This window comes from Spirochaetota bacterium, from assembly GCA_025061835.1.
Lineage (GTDB): Bacteria > Spirochaetota > Brevinematia > DTOW01 > DTOW01 > SKYB106.
On the sequence record JANXAC010000003.1, the window covers coordinates 1 to 22,873 of the forward strand.

General features: G+C 35.5%; 22 protein-coding genes. 8 read left to right on the plus strand and 14 right to left on the minus strand.

Translation table 11 applies throughout. The features are described 5' to 3' along the window. Positions 1–205: 205 nt before the first annotated feature. Both NZ579_01995 and NZ579_02000 read right to left on the minus strand, forming a co-directional pair. The gene (locus NZ579_01995) at positions 206–538 is read right to left on the minus strand and encodes a hypothetical protein (GenBank protein MCS7298718.1); all 333 of its coding nucleotides are present in this window, start codon (positions 536–538) and stop codon (positions 206–208) included. Next, positions 535–822, minus strand: a complete 288-nt coding sequence (locus NZ579_02000) for a hypothetical protein (GenBank protein MCS7298719.1) — start codon at positions 820–822, stop codon at positions 535–537. Before NZ579_02000 ends, NZ579_01995 begins: the two co-directional genes overlap by 4 nt. 382 nt (positions 823–1,204) lie before the next feature. On the opposite strand from NZ579_02000, the gene accB reads away from it, so the two are divergent. After that, complete coding sequence (gene accB / locus NZ579_02005) at positions 1,205–1,726, plus strand: acetyl-CoA carboxylase biotin carboxyl carrier protein (GenBank protein MCS7298720.1); 522 nt, start codon at positions 1,205–1,207, stop codon at positions 1,724–1,726. 1 nt (position 1,727) lies between these two features. Next, complete coding sequence (locus NZ579_02010) at positions 1,728–2,444, plus strand: ABC transporter permease (protein ID MCS7298721.1); 717 nt, start codon at positions 1,728–1,730, stop codon at positions 2,442–2,444. Between the two features lies 1 nt (position 2,445). On the opposite strand, the gene NZ579_02015 is transcribed toward NZ579_02010, so the two are convergent. Then, on the minus strand, positions 2,446–2,886 hold the full coding sequence (locus tag NZ579_02015; protein ID MCS7298722.1) for a polymer-forming cytoskeletal protein: 441 nt from the start codon (positions 2,884–2,886) through the stop codon (positions 2,446–2,448). Next, complete coding sequence (locus NZ579_02020) at positions 2,887–4,254, minus strand: TldD/PmbA family protein (GenBank protein ID MCS7298723.1); 1,368 nt, start codon at positions 4,252–4,254, stop codon at positions 2,887–2,889. It lies immediately after the preceding gene. Positions 4,255–4,394: 140 nt separating this feature from the next. Between NZ579_02020 and NZ579_02025 the strand changes: the two genes are divergently transcribed. Together NZ579_02025 and recN are read left to right on the plus strand one after the other, a co-directional pair. Then, on the plus strand, positions 4,395–4,559 hold the full coding sequence (locus NZ579_02025) for a hypothetical protein (GenBank protein ID MCS7298724.1): 165 nt from the start codon (positions 4,395–4,397) through the stop codon (positions 4,557–4,559). 109 nt (positions 4,560–4,668) lie between these two features. Beyond that, positions 4,669–6,363, plus strand: coding sequence for a DNA repair protein RecN (gene recN / locus NZ579_02030; GenBank protein ID MCS7298725.1), 1,695 nt, complete (start codon positions 4,669–4,671; stop codon positions 6,361–6,363). Positions 6,364–6,547: 184 nt separating this feature from the next. On the opposite strand, the gene dapB is transcribed toward recN, so the two are convergent. Together dapB and NZ579_02040 are read right to left on the minus strand one after the other, a co-directional pair. Next, complete coding sequence (dapB, locus tag NZ579_02035; GenBank protein ID MCS7298726.1) at positions 6,548–7,339, minus strand: 4-hydroxy-tetrahydrodipicolinate reductase; 792 nt, start codon at positions 7,337–7,339, stop codon at positions 6,548–6,550. Positions 7,340–7,558: 219 nt separating this feature from the next. Then, a complete protein-coding gene (locus NZ579_02040) occupies positions 7,559–8,251 on the minus strand; it encodes a ComF family protein (GenBank protein ID MCS7298727.1) in 693 nt (230 codons plus the stop codon). A 243-nt stretch (positions 8,252–8,494) separates the two neighbouring features. Here NZ579_02040 and NZ579_02045 point away from each other — a divergent pair, with 243 nt between their 5' ends. Both NZ579_02045 and NZ579_02050 read left to right on the plus strand, forming a co-directional pair. Then, positions 8,495–10,087, plus strand: coding sequence for a DUF115 domain-containing protein (locus tag NZ579_02045; protein MCS7298728.1), 1,593 nt, complete (start codon positions 8,495–8,497; stop codon positions 10,085–10,087). 128 nt (positions 10,088–10,215) lie between these two features. Then, the gene (locus NZ579_02050) at positions 10,216–11,529 is read left to right on the plus strand and encodes an O-antigen ligase family protein (protein ID MCS7298729.1); all 1,314 of its coding nucleotides are present in this window, start codon (positions 10,216–10,218) and stop codon (positions 11,527–11,529) included. On the opposite strand, the gene NZ579_02055 is transcribed toward NZ579_02050, so the two are convergent. From NZ579_02055 to NZ579_02070, 4 genes are all read right to left on the minus strand, one after another. Beyond that, positions 11,524–11,820, minus strand: coding sequence for a hypothetical protein (locus tag NZ579_02055; GenBank protein ID MCS7298730.1), 297 nt, complete (start codon positions 11,818–11,820; stop codon positions 11,524–11,526). The genes NZ579_02050 and NZ579_02055 overlap by 6 nt on opposite strands. Next, on the minus strand, positions 11,817–13,064 hold the full coding sequence (locus NZ579_02060) for a CinA family nicotinamide mononucleotide deamidase-related protein (protein ID MCS7298731.1): 1,248 nt from the start codon (positions 13,062–13,064) through the stop codon (positions 11,817–11,819). The genes NZ579_02055 and NZ579_02060 overlap by 4 nt, the downstream gene beginning before the upstream one ends. A gap of 454 nt (positions 13,065–13,518) precedes the next feature. Continuing rightward, the gene (locus NZ579_02065; GenBank protein MCS7298732.1) at positions 13,519–14,070 is read right to left on the minus strand and encodes a 5-formyltetrahydrofolate cyclo-ligase; all 552 of its coding nucleotides are present in this window, start codon (positions 14,068–14,070) and stop codon (positions 13,519–13,521) included. 1 nt (position 14,071) lies between these two features. Then, positions 14,072–15,877: an ATP-binding protein gene (locus NZ579_02070; GenBank protein ID MCS7298733.1), complete on the minus strand. Its 1,806-nt coding sequence runs from the start codon at positions 15,875–15,877 to the stop codon at positions 14,072–14,074. Positions 15,878–16,160: 283 nt separating this feature from the next. Here NZ579_02070 and NZ579_02075 point away from each other — a divergent pair, with 283 nt between their 5' ends. Beyond that, a complete protein-coding gene (locus NZ579_02075) occupies positions 16,161–17,204 on the plus strand; it encodes a flagellar filament outer layer protein FlaA (GenBank protein MCS7298734.1) in 1,044 nt (347 codons plus the stop codon). Between the two features lie 55 nt (positions 17,205–17,259). Here the strand turns inward: NZ579_02075 and NZ579_02080 are convergent, their stop codons facing one another. From NZ579_02080 to NZ579_02090, 3 genes are read right to left on the minus strand one after another with little or no spacing between them, the layout of a single operon-like run. After that, complete coding sequence (locus NZ579_02080) at positions 17,260–18,261, minus strand: polysaccharide biosynthesis protein (protein ID MCS7298735.1); 1,002 nt, start codon at positions 18,259–18,261, stop codon at positions 17,260–17,262. Next, complete coding sequence (locus NZ579_02085) at positions 18,251–18,523, minus strand: DUF3467 domain-containing protein (protein MCS7298736.1); 273 nt, start codon at positions 18,521–18,523, stop codon at positions 18,251–18,253. Before NZ579_02085 ends, NZ579_02080 begins: the two co-directional genes overlap by 11 nt. Next, positions 18,523–19,860: an insulinase family protein gene (locus NZ579_02090; protein MCS7298737.1), complete on the minus strand. Its 1,338-nt coding sequence runs from the start codon at positions 19,858–19,860 to the stop codon at positions 18,523–18,525. The genes NZ579_02085 and NZ579_02090 overlap by 1 nt, the downstream gene beginning before the upstream one ends. Before the next feature lie 309 nt (positions 19,861–20,169). Between NZ579_02090 and NZ579_02095 the strand changes: the two genes are divergently transcribed. Beyond that, a complete protein-coding gene (locus NZ579_02095; protein ID MCS7298738.1) occupies positions 20,170–21,000 on the plus strand; it encodes a TIGR02757 family protein in 831 nt (276 codons plus the stop codon). A 10-nt stretch (positions 21,001–21,010) separates the two neighbouring features. Here NZ579_02095 and mutL read toward each other — a convergent pair whose 3' ends face one another. Beyond that, entirely contained in the window at positions 21,011–22,873 is a 1,863-nt protein-coding gene (gene mutL, locus NZ579_02100) for a DNA mismatch repair endonuclease MutL (GenBank protein ID MCS7298739.1), read from the minus strand.

Here is a 22,873-nt window from a genome sequence, read left to right on the forward strand (position 1 = left end):
ATGTAATGCTTGTAAATACTTGTTGTTTTGATGAATACCTCTCTGCAAGTGTTGTAAAAACACCAAAGACAAAAAACGAAAAATTTTTTATCCTTATTCTGCTCAAACATTACAAATCCCAATGTGCTTATCATCACCAAACTCCTAGCTACTTTCACATCCTTCACTTCTAACCAACTCACTCCTCTTCTCTTGAGATGACTTATCATCTGCTCAACTTTATACCTATTCCTATCGTATTGATACCCGTAATTCCAACCCCCCTCTCACACTCCCTCCTCAAAGGATATTTTACCTTATTATGTATCCCATCTTCAACTGGACATACTATCTTCCCATACCCCATCACAAACTCTATCAACTCAACACTCGTCCCATACAGACTATCCCCATACACCCACCTACTCCCACTCTCCTTCAATACCTTCTCAACAAAATCCCTATTATCCAGAACCATCCCCCTATCATCAGAGTATGCTGCCCCTGTCAAACATCCAACAACTCTTGCCTTCCCCCTCTTGCTAATCCCCACTATCACAACAACCTTGATGTGTCCCTTGACCTTCCTAGTCCCATCCCCCCAAACACCCTCATCGTGATAGGTGTGTTATACCCAACATCTGTCCCATCAATAACTATCCTCCTCACCCCAGCCTTCCTCAAAAATCTCATCCCCATCTCAAGTATCTTCTCATTAATCATATCCCTCAACTTACCCAAACTCCTCAAACGGTAGTGTATGTTTGAGATATGAATGTCTATCCCAAAATGTATCTTCACAACTTCTTTTGCTTGCCTATACGAGAGTCTTCCCAGTGTCATAAGAAGACCTATCAGGACAATCGGAGCATCTTTGTGTTTTTTCTTCTGCCTCTGCCTTTGAAATATTCTTCGCCAATTATTCTTTCTATCTTGCTGTATATTCGTTTGATACTCTCCAGGAAGAATATCATGTCCGACCCCCGAGAGATATTATTTTAATATACTTTCACAAACACACTCTTCTTCCTGCCTATTCTCTAAGAACATAAAGCAATCTTTTGAACAGCCTCAACAGTATTACAAGTATTCACAAGCATTACATACATTCTTTAAGCATCCTCCATCTGTGAAGTTAAGTTTCAAAACCCTGTAGTCTATAATTGAATTTTCTTGAGAGGATTATATATCATTTTTGTTGTTGGAAAGGTTATGGGGTAATGATATGGAGAAAAAGACATCTTCAATACCTGTTGATGAACTTGAAAAACTTGCAAATATGTTTAAGGAGAATAATCTTGAGGAACTTGTAATAGAAACTCAAGATACATTTATAAGGTTTTCAAAAAGTAGGAAGCATATTACAACAGCACCTCAGTTTATGTTTCCTGTTCAATACCAGCCACAGATTGTTCAGCAATCTACTTCTACTACTTCGGTATCTACTTCTCAGACTAAACAAGTAAAGTCGTCCGAGACGAAAGACCCTTACGCAGATGAAACAAAGTTCCATAAGGTCAAGTCCCCAATAAATGGAACTTTATATCGTTCTCCTTCTCCCGGTGCTGAACCTTTTGTTAAAGAAGGTGAGCACATTAATGCTGGTCAAACACTATGTATCGTAGAAGCTATGAAAGCAATGAACGAAATAAAATCAACAGTTTCTGGTAAATTGATTAAGATACTGAAGAACAACGCAGAAGTAGTGAAGTCAGGTGATACACTAATGATAATAGAGATAGTCTGATATGAAAAAGATCTGGTATGTTTTCAAAAAAGAGCTAACAGTTTATTTTACAACCCCCGTTGCATACATATCAATGCTAGGATTTCTAGCGATATCCGGCTATCTATTCCATTTCTATATATCTTATACAAGAATATCCGATATGAGTAGAGTTTTGAGTAATATGATAATCGCAGGTATGCTAATATCACCACTTCTTACTATGAGACTATTGTCTGAAGAAAAAAAAGTTGGAACTTACGAACTTCTTAGAACATCGCCGCTTAAGACTTATCAGATTGTGATAGGAAAATATCTCGCTAGTTTGGTAATTTTTTTAAGTGGTCTGCTTCTTACATTGATGTATGTAGTGATAATGCTAGTGTATGGTAAGCCTGATATTGGAACGATCGTCTCTGGGTATATAGGTTTCACACTCACTATGAGTGCGTTTTTGTCAATAGGTCTTCTAGCATCATCAATGTCTCAGAATCAAATGGTTTCTGGTATAATAGGTTTTGCTCTTCTATTTCTACTTTGGTTTATTGATGTCTTGAGTGGAATAGTTGCTGATGATACTATCTCAAGTATTCTTACAGAAATTTCATTCCTTAACCATTACACTAACTTTTTAACTGGAGTAATTGATATAAAGGATATTGCTTTCTTTGTGTTTTGGATAATACTCTCATTAACACTGACGACAAAAATAGTAGATCTTAGAGCGTGGAGAAACTAGGCTACCAGCTCCAGTTGTTTCTCTCCTCCTGTAAGTAAGGTATGACTTCGGATGAGAAAATACTACTCACCTTATCGGATGAGACTCTATTAAACCTACCTTTCAGTCTTGCGCCTTCATCAATCAGTATTTTCTGAGATGTTAAGTCTCCAATAACTTTAGCAGTGCTAAGTAGTATGATCTCTTTGATAGCAAATATATTTCCTTTAACTCCACCACCTATTACTACAACCTCACCGTATATATTGCCTTTAACTTTGCCGCTTGATCCTACTATTATCATATCCATTGATTTTACATCCCCCTCGTAATTCCCATCTATTCTGAGTGGTCCTTCTACGACGAAGTTGCCTCTGAAAACTGTGTTGATACCAATAATGGTATTTACTTTCTTTACAGGTAGTTTCTCTTCTTTAATTATTCTAGTTATTTCATCATTCATTTATGTTCTACCTCCGATGAGGATGTTATTAACTAGTATATGAGGTCCCCCATCGCTTACAGGTAGTGGTGATTGATTTGATTTGCCACAACCTCCCATAGTGCTGTGTAATTTAAGGTCATTACCTATAGCAGATATGTTCTTTATTGTCTCAAACACATTCCCCGTAAGAGTAATATCTCTCATGAGTTTTGTCTTTTTACCATTTTCTACCTTATATCCATAAGCAGCAGAAAATGTGAACATCTCAAGGTTTGTCTGTCCTCCTATGAAGTCTATAACGTAAAGCCCATCACCAAGCTTTTCAAAGAGTTCTTCAACGGGAGTATCTCCATTATCAATAAAAGTATTAGTCATCCTAACGATTGGGGGGTATTCGTAAGATAGTGCTCTTGCGTTACCTGAGAGTGGTTCGTTCATCATCTTTGAAGTAAGTCTAGAGTGGAGTCTCGCGTTAAGAACACCATCCTTCACAAGGTAAGTTCTTTGTGCTGGTATCCCTTCATCGTCGTAAGGTGTGTATCCGACGAACTCTGGTATATTGCCGTCATCAATTATGTTGAGAAATTCTGGACCAAACCTTCTTCCTAGTTTCATAACTTCCATCAGTTTATTATTGCCATAAACATGGTCTGCTTCGGAGAGGTGTCCAAAAGCCTCGTGAGCGAAGACACCAGCGAGTCTTGGATCAATGATAACATTATAAGTTCCACCTTCAACTTGTTCTGCGTATAGCAAGTCTACAGCACGCTTTGAGACTTCCTCCGCTAGAGTATCAAGGTTATTTACAACCTCATATCCACCATACCTAGCAATAGATTCAACTGCTCTTTGAACATTACTTCCATCAACAGCATAAGCAACAAGTGTAGTTCCAATGTAATTAAACTCCATCTCTATAGCGCTACCTTCGGAATTCACATAATATTTTTTGAGATTGTAGTCAAGGTAGCGAACTCTTATACTCCTCACTTTTGGATTACTTTTAAGGATTGAAGCATAACTATTACAAAGACTTACTTTGTCATCAAGAGATATAGTTCTAGGATCAATTTGGTATTGTGTTTTAATATTATTAACAACTGGTTGATAACTTGAGAGACGAACGTTTGATTTGGAACTAATTGTCTTTACAGATGTTCTTGTTGTCTTTATTATATCTCTTAGTCTGTCAATAGAGTTAAATGATGAGAATGCAAGCCCTCCGTTTTCAATCAACCTAACTGCACCGCCAGAATTATCTCTGAAAGATACTTCTTCTACACCTGTCTCTGATACGACTATCTGTGTCCCACTCAAAACCTCATACCTGATCTCGCAAAACTCACTCTCAACTTTGCTTACCTCATCTTTTATAAGTTCTAGCATAAATTTGTCTCCATTTGTAAAATACTCAAAATAATATAATATACTACAACAATTCAATTCAAGTTGATAGTGATTTGGAGAGTCTTTGGTAGCTTGGCTTGTTGAAACATAAGACACATTAAGTGTAAAGTTTTTCAAAGATGATTATCAGATTAATGGATAATATAGCACAACAGACTGATTGTTTTGTCAGTGGTATAGGGAATACAAGGAGTTCTTTGTATCTGAGTTTCAAAGACTTAATGGAAGTTCTCAAGAATTTGTTTTCAAAGTATCCAAGATTTAGATTCGTTCCTATCGTCTAGAAGAGACTATGGAGAGAATTAGAAATTCTGAAAACACACTATTAAATAAAATACCTAATGAGTAGTTTTGTCTTTGCTTTACTTTTTAAGTTATATTTAGAATCTGGTTATGCTTGAGAGTATAAGGATAAAAAACTATGCTATCATAGACGAAGTAGAACTTGAGTTTGGCGAAGGTTTTAATGTTTTCACAGGTGAGAGTGGTGTAGGTAAGTCTATCATTGTTGATGCTCTTGGGTTTTGTCTAGGAGATAAGGCTGATCAAACAATCATACGGACAGGTAAAGATAGAACGACAGTAGAGGCAGTTTTTAGGATCACAAATAGTAGAATCAAAAGCAAAATTGAACAGATAGGTATTCAACTAGAAGATGATACTGTAATAGTGCGACGAGAGTATGACACATCAGGAAGAAGCAAAGTTATGATAAATAGTAGAACAGAGACGATATCAAAACTTGAGGAACTTTCCGATGTTTTAGTTGACTTTCATGGACAACACCAGCATCAGAGTCTTCTCAAGCCCAAAACTCATATTGACTATCTTGACGCTTTTGGAAACTTTACAAAAGAACTTCAAGAACTTTCGGAGACATACCACAAAACTCTGGAGATAAAGAAGAAATTGGATGAGCTTAAGGAGGTTGTATCACAAAAAGAATCTAGAATGAACTTTCTTAAGTATGTCATTGATGAGATTAAAAATGCAAACCTAAAGGAGGGGGAAGACCAAGAGTTGGAAGAGAAGTTTAAATACATAACTAACTATGAAAGTTTGCTTAAAGGTTTGAGTGAAGCATTGGAGTCTTTGGATGAGGGTGAAATATCTACGATTTCAACACTGAACAGAGCCATAGTTAGCCTAAGGGGTATAGTTAGACACAATACTTCGTTTGATACTGTGCTAAATAGGTTAGAAGACATTATGTCAGAGATTAGGGGTGTAGTGTCGGAGTTAAGCGAATTTAGGGATAAACTCAACATAACTCCAGAAGAGGTTGAGTATATAAACCAACGTCTTGATGTTATTAGAACATTGAAGAGAAAGTATAGCAAAAACTCGTCAGAGGAACTTTTACGGTATCTGAAGGAGTGTGAGGATGAGTATTCAAGGATGGTAACAAGCGATGAGGAGTTTGAGAAACTAAAGAAAGAGTATGAAAGTTATGTAGATAAACTTAAGAAGTTGTGTTTAGACCTGTCTAACAAGAGAATGAGGAAAGCAAGGGAACTTGAGGATAAGGTGGTTGAGAAACTAAATCTTATGGGAATGGAAAAGTCTGTCTTTAAGATAGACTTTAAGTATTACAAGGATGAGAATGGGCTGATAGAGATAAATAATACGAGAGTTGATGTGAATGAGAAGGGTATTGATAGGGTTGAATTTCTTATATCTCTCAATCCTGGAGAGGATGTCAAACCACTTAGGAGTGTTGCTTCTGGGGGTGAAATATCTAGAATAATGCTTGCGATAAAGAGTGTCCTTGCTGATGTTTCGGAAGTTGATATGATGGTATTTGATGAGATAGATGTCGGGATAGGGGGTAATACTGCTAATATAGTTGGTGAGATAATAAAGAGTATATCTAAGAAGACGCAGATTATTGTAATAACTCACCTACCTCAGGTTGCTTCAAAGGCTACTACTCACTTCAAGGTTGAGAAGTTAATTCAGGACAATTCAACCAAGGTTATGGTGAGCAAACTCAAACAGGAAGACAGAGTTTATGAAATAGCAAGAATGTCAGGTAATCAAAACGAAGCGGGCTTGAAGTATGCGAAGGAACTTCTAGGTATGAGGTAAAGTGCTAAAATATTGAAACTTAACACAGATTCAGTGTCGGGTTTAGTGTAAATTAGTAGAGATTTAACTTCCTATGAAGTAAGGGCTAGATAAAATCGCAAAAAGTAATGGTTTTGAAAGTCGTAGGTATTACTCCATTCTGGTTGTCTAGTAAAGTCTGGTAATACTTCTTAAGTTAGATGTCTTAAATACCTAAAACATCCTTCATTGAGTATAGTCCATTCTGTTTGGTATAGACGAACTTTGTTGCTCTTAGTGCTCCTTTTGAAAAGGTCTCTCTTGAGGTTGCCTTGTGAATTATCTCAATCCTCTCGCCATAACCTAAAAACATAACATTATGCTCTCCAACTACATCACCGCCTCTCACTGCGAATATACCTATCTCCTTCTTCTTCCTTTCATCAACTATTCCTTCTCTTCCGAAGACCACTTCGTATTCGGGTCTGACTTCTCTGATAGCCTCTAGTAACTTTAAAGCCGTTCCTGAAGGAGCATCCTTTTTCTTGTTGTGGTGTATTTCTATTATCTCAATGTCAAAATCGTCTCCCAATACCATAGTTGCTTTTCTAACAAGTTCTACCATTAAATTAACTCCAACGCTAAAGTTTGGACTTTGGACGATTGCAATCTCTTTTGAAGCTGATTTTAGTTTCTTGAGTGTTTCGTTTGATAATCCTGTAGTTCCTATTACGAGTTTCTTGTTGTATTTAAGAGCATTATCAATTAGATTGTCGGTAACCAGAGGAGTAGAAAAATCAACTATTACATCACAATTGGATATATAGTCTTCTATTCTTGATGAGATACTGACTCCTATTTTGCCAATGCCTGCAACTTCACCGATGTCTTTTCCTATAGTTGGGTTTCCTTCCTCAACGATTCCTCCGACTATCTGAATGTCTTTATCCTGACTGAATACTCTAACATTCGTTGTTCCCATTCTTCCACTACAACCGTGAATCAAGACTTTTATCATAATATCCCACCTCCAGAGACTAAATTTTTTATTATGGATACCTGTTTTTGAAAATTAGATCTAATCTTCCTAACGGTTTTTGGAACTATTCAATCTAGGGCTTTTGTAGAAAGTTTTCATAGCAGTTGGATTTATATAAGATAAGATTTAGGCTTATAGATTTTGCTTTTACAATCTCCACTAATTCCCTGAATTTACAGTATTCTTAATCTTCTAATTTCACGATTCTAAAACTCTTACTAGTGTTAAAGAATACAATGACTTAGGTTTTAAAGACATTATCAAGTTAGCACAAGCATTTATCGTGCTACCTGTTGTGAAAACATCATCTACTATAAGCACATTCTTGTGGGTTAAGTTTGTTAGTTTCCTAATGTAAAACTGTTCCCTAACTAGTTTTTCTCTTTCTTCTTTTGAGAGTTTTTTCTGTTCTTTGTGAAGGAGTTTCCTACCTAGAAGGTTTAGAAAGGGTTTTCTATTACTTTTTGTTATAGGTTTGAAAACAAGTTTTACTAGGTCAAAGCCTCTCTTTAGGAGAGATTTGAGAGAGGTAGGAACAGGAACTACCAGATCTATCTCATCTTCAAAAATCTCATCCAACATTACATCATCAGTAATAGCATTCAAGGTTCTAACTTTATCCTTCTGGTTGTCAAATTTAATATCGTATATTAGGTCTCTTATTATCCCTTCATAGGTGAATAGTGATATGTTTCTTTTCACAATTAGTTTATGGTTTTGACAGAAATAACAGTTATCCCTGCTATCTGGTAATCCACACTTTCTGCAAGCATTTTGAATATTTATTTTTGAAATGTTTGAAATACATTTTGAACATATACCGATATTTATATTTCTATACTCTAATTCAGCACCGCAATTTATACAATACGAGTCAAGAAACAGACGCACAAGGTAAGTTTTAAGATACCAAAAGTTATTAGTCAAATAGAGACTGTTTAGAATAGTGAAGTCTAGAATTCACGAAAATTTGTTATAGATGATGTCCTCAATTCTAGATTTTTATTCTCTCGGACTTTGTTGTATGTTATTTTCCTGGTTGTTTGGAGATTCCTAGTAGAGTTTTAGACTTTGTTAAGTTGCTTGTGAGTTGATGTTAGACAAACTAGACCTCATTTAGAATCCTTTGAAGTTATGGAAGTTTCAATAGAGATTGCGAAAGATGGCAATCCGATACTGAAAGTAAAGGTTAGTAATGATGAGTTCTATCTCTCATCAAAATATTTTCCTTTCAAGGATGCCGAAAAGGTCTCAAAGAGTATAACTATTGACAATAATATACTACTCTTTCTAGGTATCTCTAATCCTTACCTTATATATTCAATATCTAGACTTTACCCCGATAAAGAAGTTGTTGTAGTAGAGCCTTCGGATAAGATTTTCAATCTTGTTATGAGTGATCGGCGCTTGTCTAGACTACTTGACAACTCAAACATTAGGAAACTTTTAGTAAGGACGGAAGAAGAATTTAAGGAAATATTATCCAATCTTTCGTATTTTAACTATTACATACATCCGCAGTATAGAATAATCTTTGATTTCATACCTAGATGGGAGAAGAGTATTAAGGATGCTATTAGAAACCTAGAAATAAACAGGAACACTTTGAGAAGGTTTGGCAAGGTTTGGCTTAAGAATTTTATAACCTCATTTCCTTACGCTTTGAACTCAAAGCCTGTAAGCAGTGTTTTTGGTGTATTTAGTGGAATGGATGTGGTTGTAGTAGGAGCAGGACCTTCGCTTGATGATAATATACAACTACTCAAAGAATTGTATTCTAGGTCAGTTGTTATCTCTGTTGATACGGTTTGGAGCTATCTTGTTTCAAACCATATTATCGCTGATTTTGTTATAACTGTTGACCCTCAAGTTAGAAACTTTATATACACCATACTCAACAAAAGTTATGATAAGACAATATTCGTTGCAGATACTCTCTATCCAAGTTTGTTATACAATTTCATACCCTATCAGAACATAATTACGTTTGACTCTCCGATGAAAGTATGGCAGACAATTGCTAGGGAATTTAATGTTAGTAAGGGAGAGATTATGGTCGGAGGTTCTGTCATTTGTAGTGCTATTGACTTTGCTAACAGGCTAGGGGCAGATAGAATAATACTTGTAGGTTCAGATTTTAGTTTCCCAAACAAAAAGGTTTATTCAAAGGGGAACTATTACGAATTATCACATTTTCTATCTTCAGATATCTTCTCTCCGTATGATCAATGGAAGATACTCTCAAGGTATCCACTTCTAGAGAGAGTTTCAAAGGAAGGTAGGAATGTCTTTACAGACCCTAGAATGATAACATTTAAGGAATGGATTGAGAAATATATTCAAACAAACAAGATAAGGTTAGTCAATCTGTCAAGAGAAGGTCTTCTAATCAGTGATGAAACTACGGAAGATATCTTTCAAGGTAGCATCTCAAGAAGGGAAGAGATTGAGAAACTGAAGGGAGACTTGATAAGTTTGGATAGTAATATTAATGCCAAAGAAGTTGTTGAGTATATACATATGGTCATAAGAAGAGTTATGGATATTTTTCACAAGAGTGGTATTTATGGAGTTGTAGATGAGCTTGGTAGGAATGAGTTTCTGAAAGACCTTCTTGAGATAGGATTACAAGAAATATTGTTGAGAGAGTATTCCGAAGACGAATTTTTGAAGGTATTAGAAGATCAAGTTCTGTACATAGAAAGATTATATTACAAAGTCTACTGAAAACACCTCATGGACTAGTGGGAAAGACAAAGTTCAGAAAGTTAAACTTCAAATTGTGAATATTGGGTATTTTGAAAACAGAAATATTGGTTTCATATTATTTAGAGTGGGTTTTTGAGTTTGTTTCTATGAATACAGTAAGAAGCATTTTGTACTTTTTGCTGTTTATGATATTCGTTCTATCTCCATTTGACATATTGATGAATTTCAGTATTCTAGGTTTCAATTTTAGGCTAGTTGGTTTATTCATCATATTGTTTGTAATGATGAGTATATTCGTAGTTTTGAGGAATAGAGAGAGGGTTATACTACCATTATGGATCATACTTCTTTTGGTTATTTCTACGCTTAACACCCTATTTGTATTTAATTCTATTTTGGTCATAAGGGGTATTTTGTATAGTTTGTGGTTGTGGTTATTAGTGATTTTTGTTATGTCGTCTGTCAGTGTTAGGAAGTTTTTGAACCCTGAGATAGTAGTTAGGGTATATATCTTGTCTTTCGTATTTCATGCTCTATTTGGAATAGTTCAGCAGGTATCGTTTTACGGTTTTGGTTACATTCTTTTTGCTACGCAACCTGGTAGAATGAATGGATTTACCTATGAACCTTCTTATTTTGCTACATATCTATCTGCTAGCCTACCTTTAGTGATAATGTTATCTCTACTTTCAGATAAGACTGACAGACATAAGTATCTTTACTACATACCAGCAGGTATAATTATCTCCGCAACAATAATATCAACCTCAAAGATGTTTATAGTGATTTGGNTGTTGGTAGGTCTATGTTTGATATTTCTTATTGCATCTATGATTGTGTTTAGAAAGATTAAGAGTAACCTAAAGACTATTATGTTTGGATCTGCCAATGTTTTCTTATCTTCCCTGGTTAGTATTTTGTTGATCTACGTTACTATGAATCATATTCCTAAAATATTTAGTTCTACTACTACTGATATAACAATTACTAAGAAAACAAAACAAATACTTGAATCAAAAGAGGAAACATCCTTTGGACCTAGAATTGAGGAATTTATGAAGACTATGAGAGTAGCATTGGAAAATCCAATTATAGGAACTAGTCTGGGTGGAATTGCTCCTCATAAGGCGGTGAAAAGTGGTGTTGATCCAAAAAGTAATCCTGATGTTAAGATGTTTGAGGGTATGAGCATATATGCGGAGATACTAGCAGGGCTTGGAATTATAGGCTTTTTAATATTTGTTGCTTTCGTTTTGAAGTTAACCTATGATAGTTTAAAAACTTCTTTTATGTTGATGAAGGGAGATGAGGTTTTTAAGTCTGTAATTGTTTTTTCCTTGTTGTCAGGGTTGTTGATAGAATTATTTACACTATCTTTTAATCAGAATATCTTAAGGTTTTATTTGTGGAACCAGATAGCGGTTTTAGGACTGGCTCTTGAGAGTTATAGGAAACTATAGCATTATACTAATGGTTAGTAGTATGTAGAGAATCACAAAAGAAATGATGACAATTCCTAGTAGTATTGTAATAGGTTTGAAGATGATCTTGTAGTTTTTCTTATTGGATCTAGTGACATTGATGTATCTTCTTATGAGTAGAAATAACATGGCAAATATAGTCAGACTTATAACTATAATGTTAAAGACATTTTTGTATGAAGTAAGCGAGAAGAGAATGTAGGAATATACAAACATAGATACTATCATTGCAAGGAATATTAGAGATAGACTTAGAAAGATCTTTTTCATTGTTTATCTCGTGTTTGTAGCAACTTGATTGTTAATTCTATAGCTTTGAGTGAGGCAGAGCTTCTTATTTTCTCTCTGTTGCCGAAGAGTTTTAACTCTTTTGTCAGATACTTACCATCTCTATCCATTGAGACTATATATACAGTCCCTATTTCCTTTTTTGAGAGGTCTGTGCTAGGTCCCGCTATGCCAGTTATAGCTATTGAAATATCGCTTCCGAATATTTCAAGAGAGTTTCTTGCCATCTCAATAGTTGTTTCTAAACTAGTTGCATAGTATTTTCTGATAGTGTCTTCTTTTACTTTTAGCACTCCTACCTTTGATGAGTCTGAATATGAAACTACACCTCCTATGAAATATTCGGTTGCTCCTGGAACTGATGTTAAGATTTGAGATAGGTATCCTCCTGTCATTGATTCGGCAGTGGAGAGAGTCAATCTTCTTTTCAAGAATTCTTGTTTGACTAAGGATGGTATATCATCAGGTTCATCATTGAAAAAGAAAATAGCATCTTTTAGGCTTGAGTTATTATTGTTGAAGAACTTTATTATGCGTTGCTTTTGATTTTCGTATTCTTGCGTGTCAAAATAGAATATCACATCAACAACTCCATAATCGGCTATTGTGTTATACTCAACATCTCTCATAGTAGAAACTATCTCATCAACCTTTGATTCAGGTATGCCCATAACTTTGACAAAAAACTCTTTCTTGGTTCTCTTGAGTATATTTCTTGAGATGTAGTCCCTTAGGTAGTTTTTGAACATAGTTTTCATCTCTTGAGGAACACCTGGAAGTGAAATTAGAAATTTGTTATCCTTTTTTATGATGTATCCTGGTGCAGAGCCTACCTCATTCTCAATGATAATCCCCCCTTTTGGAATGTATGCTTGTCTTACATTTATCTCAGGCATCTCGCCGTTGTTGTATTTGCGGAACTTCTCTCTTATCTTCTCAAGTATGCTTTCAGAGAGGATAAATTCAACATTCAAAATCTCTCCAACGCATTCTCTAGTCATGTCATCTGCAGTAGGACCTAGACCGCCTGTTGTTATCACAAGGTCGGAGTCGCTATAAGCAAACTCCAATGCTCTAATTATTTCTCTTTTGTTGTCCCCCACTCCAATGATGTATCTAACATCAACCCCAATTATCCCAAGTTCCCTTGAAAGATAGTTTGAGTTTGAGTCAAGTATGTATCCTTTCGTTATTTCTGTTCCTATCGCAACAAGTGATGCTCTCATAGATGAATTATACCAAATAATTTTAAATAATACGAATGCTAATATGGTAATTACCTAAACCTAGCGCAATAGAGTCTAAAATTCACAGCCAGAGTAAAGTTCTTTCTTTTCTTCACGGTCTCCACTAGGTATGAGTAAATATTCTTCCTAATAACTAAAAGTTCTAGTATGAAGCTGATTTTCACAACTAACGACATTACATAGAACCTATAGGAAGTGAGTAAGCAAAGAGTCTAAAATCTTGACTACTTATCTAAGTGGAATTTATTGATCATCTCTCAAAAAATTTTAGACTTTATTGACTCTGTGCATAAAAATGTTGATTTTAGAGAACTTTGATTATTATATTTTCATCCACTGCTATGGATAGACTTACAAAGTTCTTGGTTCTAGGAGGAATAATCTTTTTCGTCATAGTTTACGGAGTGAAAGCCTTGATAAGACTAATATCTAACTAATAGCACTTATAGAAACCTATTTCTGTTATGACTACATCAAGTTTCACATCGTGTTCCTCTGAGAAGTCATTATCAATTTTCTGACATTCATAAGCGATACCAATCTTGTATTTTATCCTTCCTTTTTTTAGGAATCTATCGTAATATCCACCGCCATATCCTATTCTGAAGCATTTTTCATTGAAGCCAACAACAGGAACTATGACCAAGTCAATATCGTCTTTGTACTCAACTCCGTCTGAAGGTTCCAGTATGTTTTTGAAGCCACTAGCAACTCTGAACTTTTTCACTACTTCAATAGGTATTATATTCCCATTAGATACTTTCGGTATCAGAAGCCTTTTGTGAAATTCAATAACTTTGGTGAGTAGTGGTAGAGTCATAACTTCGGAGTTTATGGATAGATAAACCATCACAGAGTTTGAACTGTGCCACTCATCAGTTGAAATGAGTTTATCTACAATAGCGATTGAATACTCAACTCGTTTCTCAAAAGACAAACTATCTCTTCTGGCTAGAAGTTTTCTTCTCAGGTCTGTCTTTGTCATCCTAGATAAGTTCCCTGTCAATCTTAACTAGTTTCTCCTTTTCGGACTTTGCTTCCTCTTTTCTAGTAGCGTAGGGTGGGTGTGGGAATGTTATGACGAGAGGAACTTCAACATCAGGTTGGAAGAGTATCATTGTTCCGCTTCTTATCTTCTTTGATTTTTCCTTAAATTCTTTTGGCAGGTAACTGTATAGGCTGTGCTCAACTTCCCTTGCATCAAGCCTACCGTTTACTCTAATACTTGAGTTTGATATAATTCTTGGTTCTACCTCGCTACTCATTTGCTGTGCTCCAATGAGTATTATACCTAGGCTTCTACCTCTCTCCGAAATGTCAAGTAGGATGTTCTTTATAGGGCTAAATCCATACGCTGGTGCGTATTTGTTAAGTTCATCAAGCATTATAAATATTTTGGAACCAGATAGTTGATAATTGCGATTATTGCTTGAAGTGCTAGATACTCTTTGGTAGATATTTGATAGAATACTTCCGACAACGAACCTCTGTGCTATCGGTGATAAAAATTTGTCAGGTATGCTTATAACATTGACTTTCTTTTCAAAACTTATTTCTCTTGTTCTATTTCCTACCATAAACGATATACTTTTAGCACATTCAGAAAACTTTCTTGCGAATTTCAGTACAGTTTGTGAAGTAGAACTACCAAAGATGTATCTTCTGATATTCTCATAATCTCCTTCTACCGAAACCATCTCTAGAAATTTTGACAATGACATCTTTCGTATCCTTGAGTTGGATCTGCCGTTAGTTTCGTTTTCGTTAGAGTAGAGGGAAGTTATAGTAGCGATAGGTTTGCCTTGTTTATCGCGGATTTCTATTACATCCTCGGGTGATTCTTCTATCATATCTTTGATTTTCCTAGTGAAGGAGTTTAGAGCGTAGGAGAAGTTGTCATCCTGTCTGTCATCTTGGTCAAACATATATTCCACTAAACCTTCCCTAAAGAGATCTTTGATAGACCAACTGTATATTTTGGTGTCAGCATCTGATCTTTCGTGAGTCAGTGGTTTTTTTGGATTGCTCGGATCAGGTGGTGTCCAGAATTCAATATCTTCTCTTCTAAATGGCTTTGGAGGAATCCACATCATTTCGTATAACTTCTTATCTTCATTACTAATGCGGGTATTAGGTTTGTCTAGGTGTAGTAGATCTTCTCCTTTGACACTGAAGATTACTACTTTAATATTATCTCTCTCAGCAGTTTTGAGTTTGTTAGAATATAGCATAGAGTGTATTAAGAATAGAGCATATGAGGTTTTTGTTGCGACACCGGATATTCCTGATATTGATATGTGTGCTCCCTTGCGACCATTGATAAAATCCCAATTGATGTAAGCAGGCTTGCCGTTACTTAATATGCCTGCAGGTAGAAGTTCTTCCTTTTTATCTATGTTGATTGCTTTCTTTGTATCTTCTTCCTCCAAGACAATGAAGACTTCACTTTTCGGGTCAGGTGGAATAAGGTATGTTTCAGGTTCTATCCTTGTTATTCTTACGTGTGCTATCTGGTATGTTTGGTAAGGAATGATTCCCGATAGAGTTTCTTTATTCCAACTATGAAAATCAACTCCTTCAAAGCCCTTAAGTATGTTTGAAACTACTCCATAGAAGGTTATCTCTACCTCTCTGTCACCATCTTTCAAACGATTGATCACCTTTACAATATTATCAACATTTACAATAACATCGTCATCAACCTGAAACCAGAATTCAAACGGTGTTGAATCTTTTGTCCCTATCACGATACCTACTCGTCGCTTTTCTTCTCCATTATTGTGGTTTGACATACTGTCCTCCTAAAGATATGTTTTCTACACCAATTGTATTACTTCTGGGGATATTGTGGCAAGTTTTGGCTTTTGAACCGATAAGGCTAAGGTTCATAATTAGGAGTAGTTCTTCTTTCACTTACAGTCTTTTGTAGAGATTTAGAATTCGTTGTTGAGTTGGTTTTTTATTGAAAAAGATTTTTCTTAGATTTAATATATAACTGGCTTTTATGAGATATTGGAAGTCTTTAAACTAACAAAAAACGACTTCCGATAATCCTAAAAGCAAAAGGAGGATCTTATGAGGAAGGTCATAGGTTTGATTGTGCTATTCCTAGTCTCGGCTGGAAGTGTATTCGGAGTGATAGAGCGAACTCTGATTGACTTTGGTTCTTACGAACAGAAGATAGGTGAGTACTTGTCAAAAGAGAAGCAAAACCTTCAAAACTTGGTTGATAAGTATAAACAAGAAGGTGTTGATTTATATAGAGAATGGTTTTATTCCCAAGAGAATGCCCAGAAGTTGCTGGATGTTTGGTTTGACCCTGCGTCATGGAAGATAGAGAACTGGAAAGTAGAATTAGTATCATCTGCTAGGTTTATCCCAAATATAGTTAATTCGTATCTTCTTAAGGTAGATAGCAAAAGATGGGGTAATGTAATGGGTATTAGAATAAGGTTTTCAGAAAATCCTTTCCTGTCCAATGCGAAAATAATTCCACCTTTTAGATTCACACCATACTATCTTGATGGTTCACCTGTTGATCCTGAAGGTGACTTCTCAAAACAGCAGTTTACGGATGAAGAAAAGGTTAAGAATGGGATACTTATGAATGTGCTACAAGTCAAGAGAGTATCAGTATGGGTCTCAGGTAGAAACTACAAGCATCTTATGTCTGTGGTCTTCAGGAATGAGGATGGTGTTGAAGAGGAGTACTTTATGGGTCCTTTGTTCTTCCAAGGTTGGAGAAGACTTGCTTGGGAGAATCCGAACTATATAGAGCAAGTTAATCAAAGAGTTTTACAAAGATTACCATTATATCCAAGACCTCTACCATTCAAGGAGTTCGCTTACTTCAAGATTTACAAGCCTCAGGAAGAGTCTGGTGGAGACTTTGTAGTTTATTTCAAAGATGTTTCAGTCTCCTTTGATAGAGCAGTTGTTCAGGAAGAATTGGACATTGACGATGAAAAATATTGGCAGATACTTTCAAAACAAAAGATAGAGTATACTAAGAGAATGTTGAGAAGAATAATAGATCAGGTAGAGCTTATAGAACTTGAGAAGAAGAGAAAAGCGGCATCAACGGATCAACCTCAACAACAGCAACAAAGAACTCAATAGGAAGTAATTTGGTGTTGATAGTTATTCCAAGGGGCTACAAAGCCCCTTTTTTATTTTATGCTTTTTCAAAAGGATCTAGCCCTTCTAAGGAAAGAGAGTCCTTGCTTGAGAAGGATTGAGTGTTCTGTACTTTATGTAGGTTTCTGATGTATGTATTCTGGAAAGGTCTTCTATCATTTATGATGTCAGGATAAACTACGAAGTAGTCTTCATCCTCAAAGCAGATCCTTTGTTCGTATTCGGAGACAAGCTTTTCGTAAACTTTCTCACCTGGTCGTGGTGTTGTTTCAACTATACTTGCTTTTGGATACAATACTTTCACAACATCAATAACCTTACTTGACTGCATTTTGGGAATGAATATTTCACCTCCAACCATGATATTTAGAACCTTAAGAATAAACCTTGATGCTTCTTCTATCGTTATCCAAAATCTTGTCATGTTTAAGTCTGTTATGTAAATAGGTTCTCCTTTTGCTTTTCGTTCCTTTACTATCTCAAAGATACTTCCTCTGCTATTTATAACATTACCAAACCTCACAACTGAAAAAAGTGTTTCAAAGTTATTCCTCTCATCAAGATTAGCAGATATGAATATCTTTTCAGAGCATAGTTTTGTTGCCCCATAGGTGCTAGTTGGTTCAACTGCTTTATCAGTGCTTACCAGTATCGCTTTTTCAACTCGGTTCTCAATGCAAATATCTACAATGTTTTTTGTTCCTTCAATGTTAGTTTTTACAAGTTCGTAGGGGTAATACTCTCCAAATTCTACTCTCTTTAATGCAGCAGAATGTATCAATACATCAACTCCTCTTGTGTATCTTTTCAAAACCTCCAGATCTCTTATGTCACCAAGTTTAGGAGATATTTTTTTGTAGTCTCTGAACTCTTCAAGTAGTTTTGAGAGTTTGTATTCGTCTCTACTAAGAATCCTTATTTCTTTGACAACTTCATAAAAATTCTGGACTAGATAACTAAGGAAGCCTCCCCCTATCGTTCCAGTAGCACCAGTTATGAATATTACTTTATCTTGTAAATAGACCTCTTCAGTGAGCATCTTTGCCAAACTCCGGTAATATTATTGTTCCAAACTTATTCTCATACTCAACTATATTGTTGGATAGAAGTCCTGCAAGCCTCTTTGCATTTCTCGGGTTCATAACAACTCTTGATACTATTCTAGGGTTTCGGTTTCCTGGCATCATCCTTGCGAAGTCAAAGATAAACTCGTCCTCATTAAACGATATTATAACTAGGTTAGAGTAGTGCGTAACATCGTAGTTCTCTGGTATTTCTAGGTGAAGTTCTTTCTTTTCCATCATTCACCCCCTACTATCACTATCGTGAGATTGTTAATATCAATATATTCTCTAGCAACTCGCTGAATATCCTCCTTTTTTATTACGGAAATTTTTTGTATATCTTTAATGAAGTAGTTTTTATCTAGTCCAAACATCTTCTCTGAGACTAAAAATGATGCTATAGTTGAGAAACTTTCCATTCCAAGAAGTAGAGAACCTTTTGAGAAGTTCTTCGTATCCTCAAGCTCCTTGTCCGTGATGCCTTCTTCTATTATCTTTTTTATCTCATTTGTAATTATGTCTATAGTTCTACTCACATTCTTGTTTTCGGTTTGAGTCCCTACGAAGAAGTATCCATTAAGTGTCCTTTCTATGTAGAAGTTGCTAAAAACCCCGTAAGCAAGCCCTTCCTTTTCCCTTATCCTCTCCATCAGTCTAGAGCCGAAACCTCCTCCACCGAGAATGAAGTTCAATATTTTTAACTCCATAGAGTTTTTATCCTTTATGTTTGTAGATAAATGTCCTAACCTTATCGTAGATTGCTTTAAGTTTTTGTTTATTCTAACTTCTTTTTTGTCTTTTTTAGTTCTAATTTCCGGGGCGGACATTGGTTTTTTCTTGCCTGTCCATTTTGAGAAATGCTCTTCAATAAACTTTTTAAGGTTGTTAGTATTCATCTTTCCGACTACGACTAAAACTGCATTATCTGGTGTGTAAAGGTTTCTAAAGAAGGTCATTATGTCATCAGGAGTTATACTAAGGATTCCTCTCTCATCTCCTTCAGGTTCTCTTCCATAAGGATGGTCTCCATAAATCTCTTTCAAGAATGTTTTTCTTGTGAAGTCCCAGGCGTCATCGTCTTTAACTTTTATCTCTGAAATAATGTTTGGCTTGAGTATGTTTAGAACTTCGTTATCTACTTCAAATCCGTTCAGAATGTCTAAAACTTTTAGTAGAACTGTTTCAGTGTCTTCATACAGAGCCTTTACAGTTATCGTTGAAATGTCGTGTCCTGCGGAAGTAGTTATACTTCCACCTAGAGACTCTATGATCTGTGGTATCTCTAGCATTTTATATTTCTTGTTCTTAAAAACGAGTGATTGAGCGGTTAGGTATGCTAGACCGGGTTTATTCTCATATAAACTCCCTGCATTAAACCCGATAGTAGTATTGATGGTTTTTGCATCATTTACGTTGAAAAGCACTACCTTAAGACCATTTGTAAGTTCAAAGTCTATCCTGTTTTTGTTTATATTCTCTATGACTATTGAAATCTTATCAGCCATACACAACTCCTCAAATGTAAGAAGTGCAAAAACTGTCAATAGTATCCTCAAAACTTTACCTATACTCATAACTTTTTTAGAAGTATATTCAATTCAAGGGCTACTTATCAATAAACTCTGTATTCCCTATTAAAGTCTGAAATCCACGGTTCAGCTTGCTTTCTTATTTTCCTTGTAATCTCCTTACAAACTAGGTAAATACTCTTCTTAAAGAACAAATAGTATGAATCAAAATTTTGAAACTGACAATCACTGTATAAAAGGTGGTGAATAATCAAAATATAAGACGTTATACATCACCTAAACGAAAGGTTGGGGTTTATTGAAGACTACCTATAGAATTTGAAAATTATACTCCTGTATTAGTAAAGTTTTTGAATGGAACAGCAAAGCCTTTTTGGTTCTTCAGGGTTAGATAGTCAGAACAGTCTAAAAGAAAATCTTGATAGACTCTACTACAAGTATTGCGTTCCTAGTTTCATAAACACTGATCCAATCCAGTTTGTATATAAGTTTAGTGATGATGTTGAAAGGGAATTAGCAGGTTTCATCGCTTCAATAATGGCTCAAGGTAGAAGAGTGAATATAATATCAAAAACAAATGAATTACTTTTTAAGATAATGAGAGGTGAGTTAAGGGATTATATCCTAAAGTTTGACCTGTCAAATGTGTCAGAAGAACTAGCGAGTTTTAACTACTTCGCATACAGGAATATAACTGGAACTCAACTTGCTTACATATTTTACTCACTTAAACTCGTCCTTGGAAAGTGGAATAGTCTTAAGAATGTATTTGGTGAGATGTATGAAAGAAACAAGTCAAAGGATAATATTAAGGATACACTGGCTGATGTAGTTGAAGAACTTTTTAGTTGGAATTCAGAGATACCTCAAGATGTTCTGTCTCTGGTTCCAAACCCGAGAAGGGGAAGTGCTTGTAAAAGGATGAATATGTTTCTTAGATGGATGGTTAGAAAGGATCAGGTTGATACTGGTCTTTGGAATGATATAATACCTACATCAAAATTAGTTATACCTCTTGATTTCCATGTCTCAAAAATATCAAGGGAACTCGGACTTACTAGTAGAACGCAAGATGATTGGACAACGGCAGAAGAGATAACAAACAAACTCAAAGAGTTTGACTTCAACGACCCTGTAAAATATGACTTTGCGATATTTGGATACGGTGTGAGTAAAGGTAAATAAATTTATTTTACTAGGCTCTTCTTAAAAAGATACTTTCTAAATTTTTTCTATCTATATAAATCGTTGTAGGTCTTCCGTGAGGACAGGTATAAGAACCTTCTTCTTTCTTAGAATCGCTGTATAGTTTGTATGCTTCCAAAGGAGTTATTACATCTCCAGATTTGATTGCTTTCTTACAGGAGATACTTGCTATGGTTTCCAGAATAGTCTCAAGGTTTATTTCCATTCCCTCTTTTGCTTTCTCACATATCTCAACTATGCTTGATACAGGATCAATTTCAACTCCAAAGAAGTTTGGAACTGATAGTATGATTACCTTCCTTTCATCAGTTTCAAAATCAAAACCAAGTCTTCTCAAGACATCTTTGATTTCATAGATTATTTGTAAGCAATCGTTTGAGATTTCTATTTCTGTTGGTGTTATGAGTTTTTGACTTGAGACATTATTTTTCTCTGTTATTTCTCTATACAATCTTGAGTATATGAGTTTCTCGTGTAATGCGTGTTGGTCAATCAACACAAGTCTATCGTTCTTGGTATCCTCAAATATAAGGTAAGTCTCAAAGACTGTCCCAACAAATCTTACATCTAACTCAATGTTTGATTCTACGTTGCTACTACTAGTAGGTATGTTTCTACGAACCTCTTCAAAGTGTTTAAGCCTATCTTCTGACGACTTTGGAGTCCCTGTTTTATTTTCGCTTCTATAGGTTCTACTGAAATCTTGGGGTAATGTAGGTTGTCTAGAGATACTGTCTTCTTTAGGTTTGAGGTTGGTATCTTCTGTGGATAGTCTTTTGCTTGATGTTAGGAATTCCTCAAGTGATGCTTTTATTCTCTTTTCAGCATCGCTAAATCTAAAATCAGTCTCATCAATGCTTAGAACTTGACTAAATTGAGACAGTCCTTCCATAAGTGTGTGAGTTATAACATGAAAAACCTTTCCTTCGTTTCTAAACTTAACTTCTTTCTTTGCTGGGTGTATATTAACATCAACAAGAGATGGTGATATCTCCAGAAAACAGAATACTATTGGAAAACTGCCTTTTGGGACTAGGTTTGAGTATGCGTTTGATACTGCAGTTAGGAATGTTTTTGATTCAACAAACCTACCATTTACATACAATTGTTGTAAGTTTCTAGTGGGTCTGTTAATGGAAGGCTTTGAAAAGAAAACGTTAATACTTATCTCTTCAATATTTTTGTTAAGATTATTCAAACCTTTTACTTCCGGGTATGCGGATATAATTCTTTCGTATAGTGTTTCAACTCTTGGTAGTATTATTTCTTTCTTGTAGTTATGATACAACTCAAAATGGATGTTTGGGAAAGGGATAGCCTTTTTTATTACGACATCTAGCACGTTTCTAAACTCTACCGTTTCGCTTTTTAGGAAATTTCTTCTCGGTGGTAAGTTGAAGAATAGGTTTCTAACTCTTACGGTAGTTCCATCCTGTGATGGTTGTGGTGTAATATTCTCATACTTTCCACCTTTTACGAGTAGTTTATATCCTTCAACTTCTTCTCTTCTTTTTGAGACTATCTCAATCTCCGATACTTCTGCGATACTTCCCAAAGCCTCTCCTCTGAAGCCCATCGTTGTGATGTTATATAGGTCTTCAAAACTTCTTATCTTGCTTGTTGAGTGTCTCAAATAACACCTTTCAAGGTCTTCCTTATCCATCCCCTCACCATCGTCAATGACCTCAATGAGTTTTTTCCCACCTTCAGTAATGTTGATAATAATTCTTGTGCTACCTGCGTCTATAGAGTTATCAATTAGTTCTCTGACAACCGAGTAAGGACCATCAATAACCTCTCCAGCAGATATTTTAGATACTGTATCTTCGTCAAGTATCCTTATCTTGCCCAT

Coding starts and splice junctions, on each gene's coding strand:
- dapB (MCS7298726.1), bottom strand. CDS start 7,339: ATGATAAAAGTCTTGATTCACGGTTGTAGTGGAAGAATGGGAACAACG.
- NZ579_02090 (MCS7298737.1), bottom strand. CDS start 19,860: ATGAGTATAGGTAAAGTTTTGAGGATACTATTGACAGTTTTTGCACTT.
- NZ579_02000 (MCS7298719.1), bottom strand. CDS start 822: ATGACACTGGGAAGACTCTCGTATAGGCAAGCAAAAGAAGTTGTGAAG.
- mutL (MCS7298739.1), bottom strand. CDS start 22,873: ATGGGCAAGATAAGGATACTTGACGAAGATACAGTATCTAAAATATCT.
- NZ579_02045 (MCS7298728.1), top strand. CDS start 8,495: ATGGAAGTTTCAATAGAGATTGCGAAAGATGGCAATCCGATACTGAAA.
- NZ579_02015 (MCS7298722.1), bottom strand. CDS start 2,886: ATGAATGATGAAATAACTAGAATAATTAAAGAAGAGAAACTACCTGTA.
- accB (MCS7298720.1), top strand. CDS start 1,205: ATGGAGAAAAAGACATCTTCAATACCTGTTGATGAACTTGAAAAACTT.
- NZ579_02010 (MCS7298721.1), top strand. CDS start 1,728: ATGAAAAAGATCTGGTATGTTTTCAAAAAAGAGCTAACAGTTTATTTT.
- recN (MCS7298725.1), top strand. CDS start 4,669: ATGCTTGAGAGTATAAGGATAAAAAACTATGCTATCATAGACGAAGTA.
- NZ579_02080 (MCS7298735.1), bottom strand. CDS start 18,261: ATGCTCACTGAAGAGGTCTATTTACAAGATAAAGTAATATTCATAACT.
- NZ579_02070 (MCS7298733.1), bottom strand. CDS start 15,877: ATGTCAAACCACAATAATGGAGAAGAAAAGCGACGAGTAGGTATCGTG.
- NZ579_02060 (MCS7298731.1), bottom strand. CDS start 13,064: ATGAGAGCATCACTTGTTGCGATAGGAACAGAAATAACGAAAGGATAC.
- NZ579_02025 (MCS7298724.1), top strand. CDS start 4,395: ATGATTATCAGATTAATGGATAATATAGCACAACAGACTGATTGTTTT.
- NZ579_02020 (MCS7298723.1), bottom strand. CDS start 4,254: ATGCTAGAACTTATAAAAGATGAGGTAAGCAAAGTTGAGAGTGAGTTT.
- NZ579_02055 (MCS7298730.1), bottom strand. CDS start 11,820: ATGAAAAAGATCTTTCTAAGTCTATCTCTAATATTCCTTGCAATGATA.
- NZ579_02095 (MCS7298738.1), top strand. CDS start 20,170: ATGGAACAGCAAAGCCTTTTTGGTTCTTCAGGGTTAGATAGTCAGAAC.
- NZ579_02075 (MCS7298734.1), top strand. CDS start 16,161: ATGAGGAAGGTCATAGGTTTGATTGTGCTATTCCTAGTCTCGGCTGGA.
- NZ579_02065 (MCS7298732.1), bottom strand. CDS start 14,070: ATGACAAAGACAGACCTGAGAAGAAAACTTCTAGCCAGAAGAGATAGT.
- NZ579_02085 (MCS7298736.1), bottom strand. CDS start 18,523: ATGGAAAAGAAAGAACTTCACCTAGAAATACCAGAGAACTACGATGTT.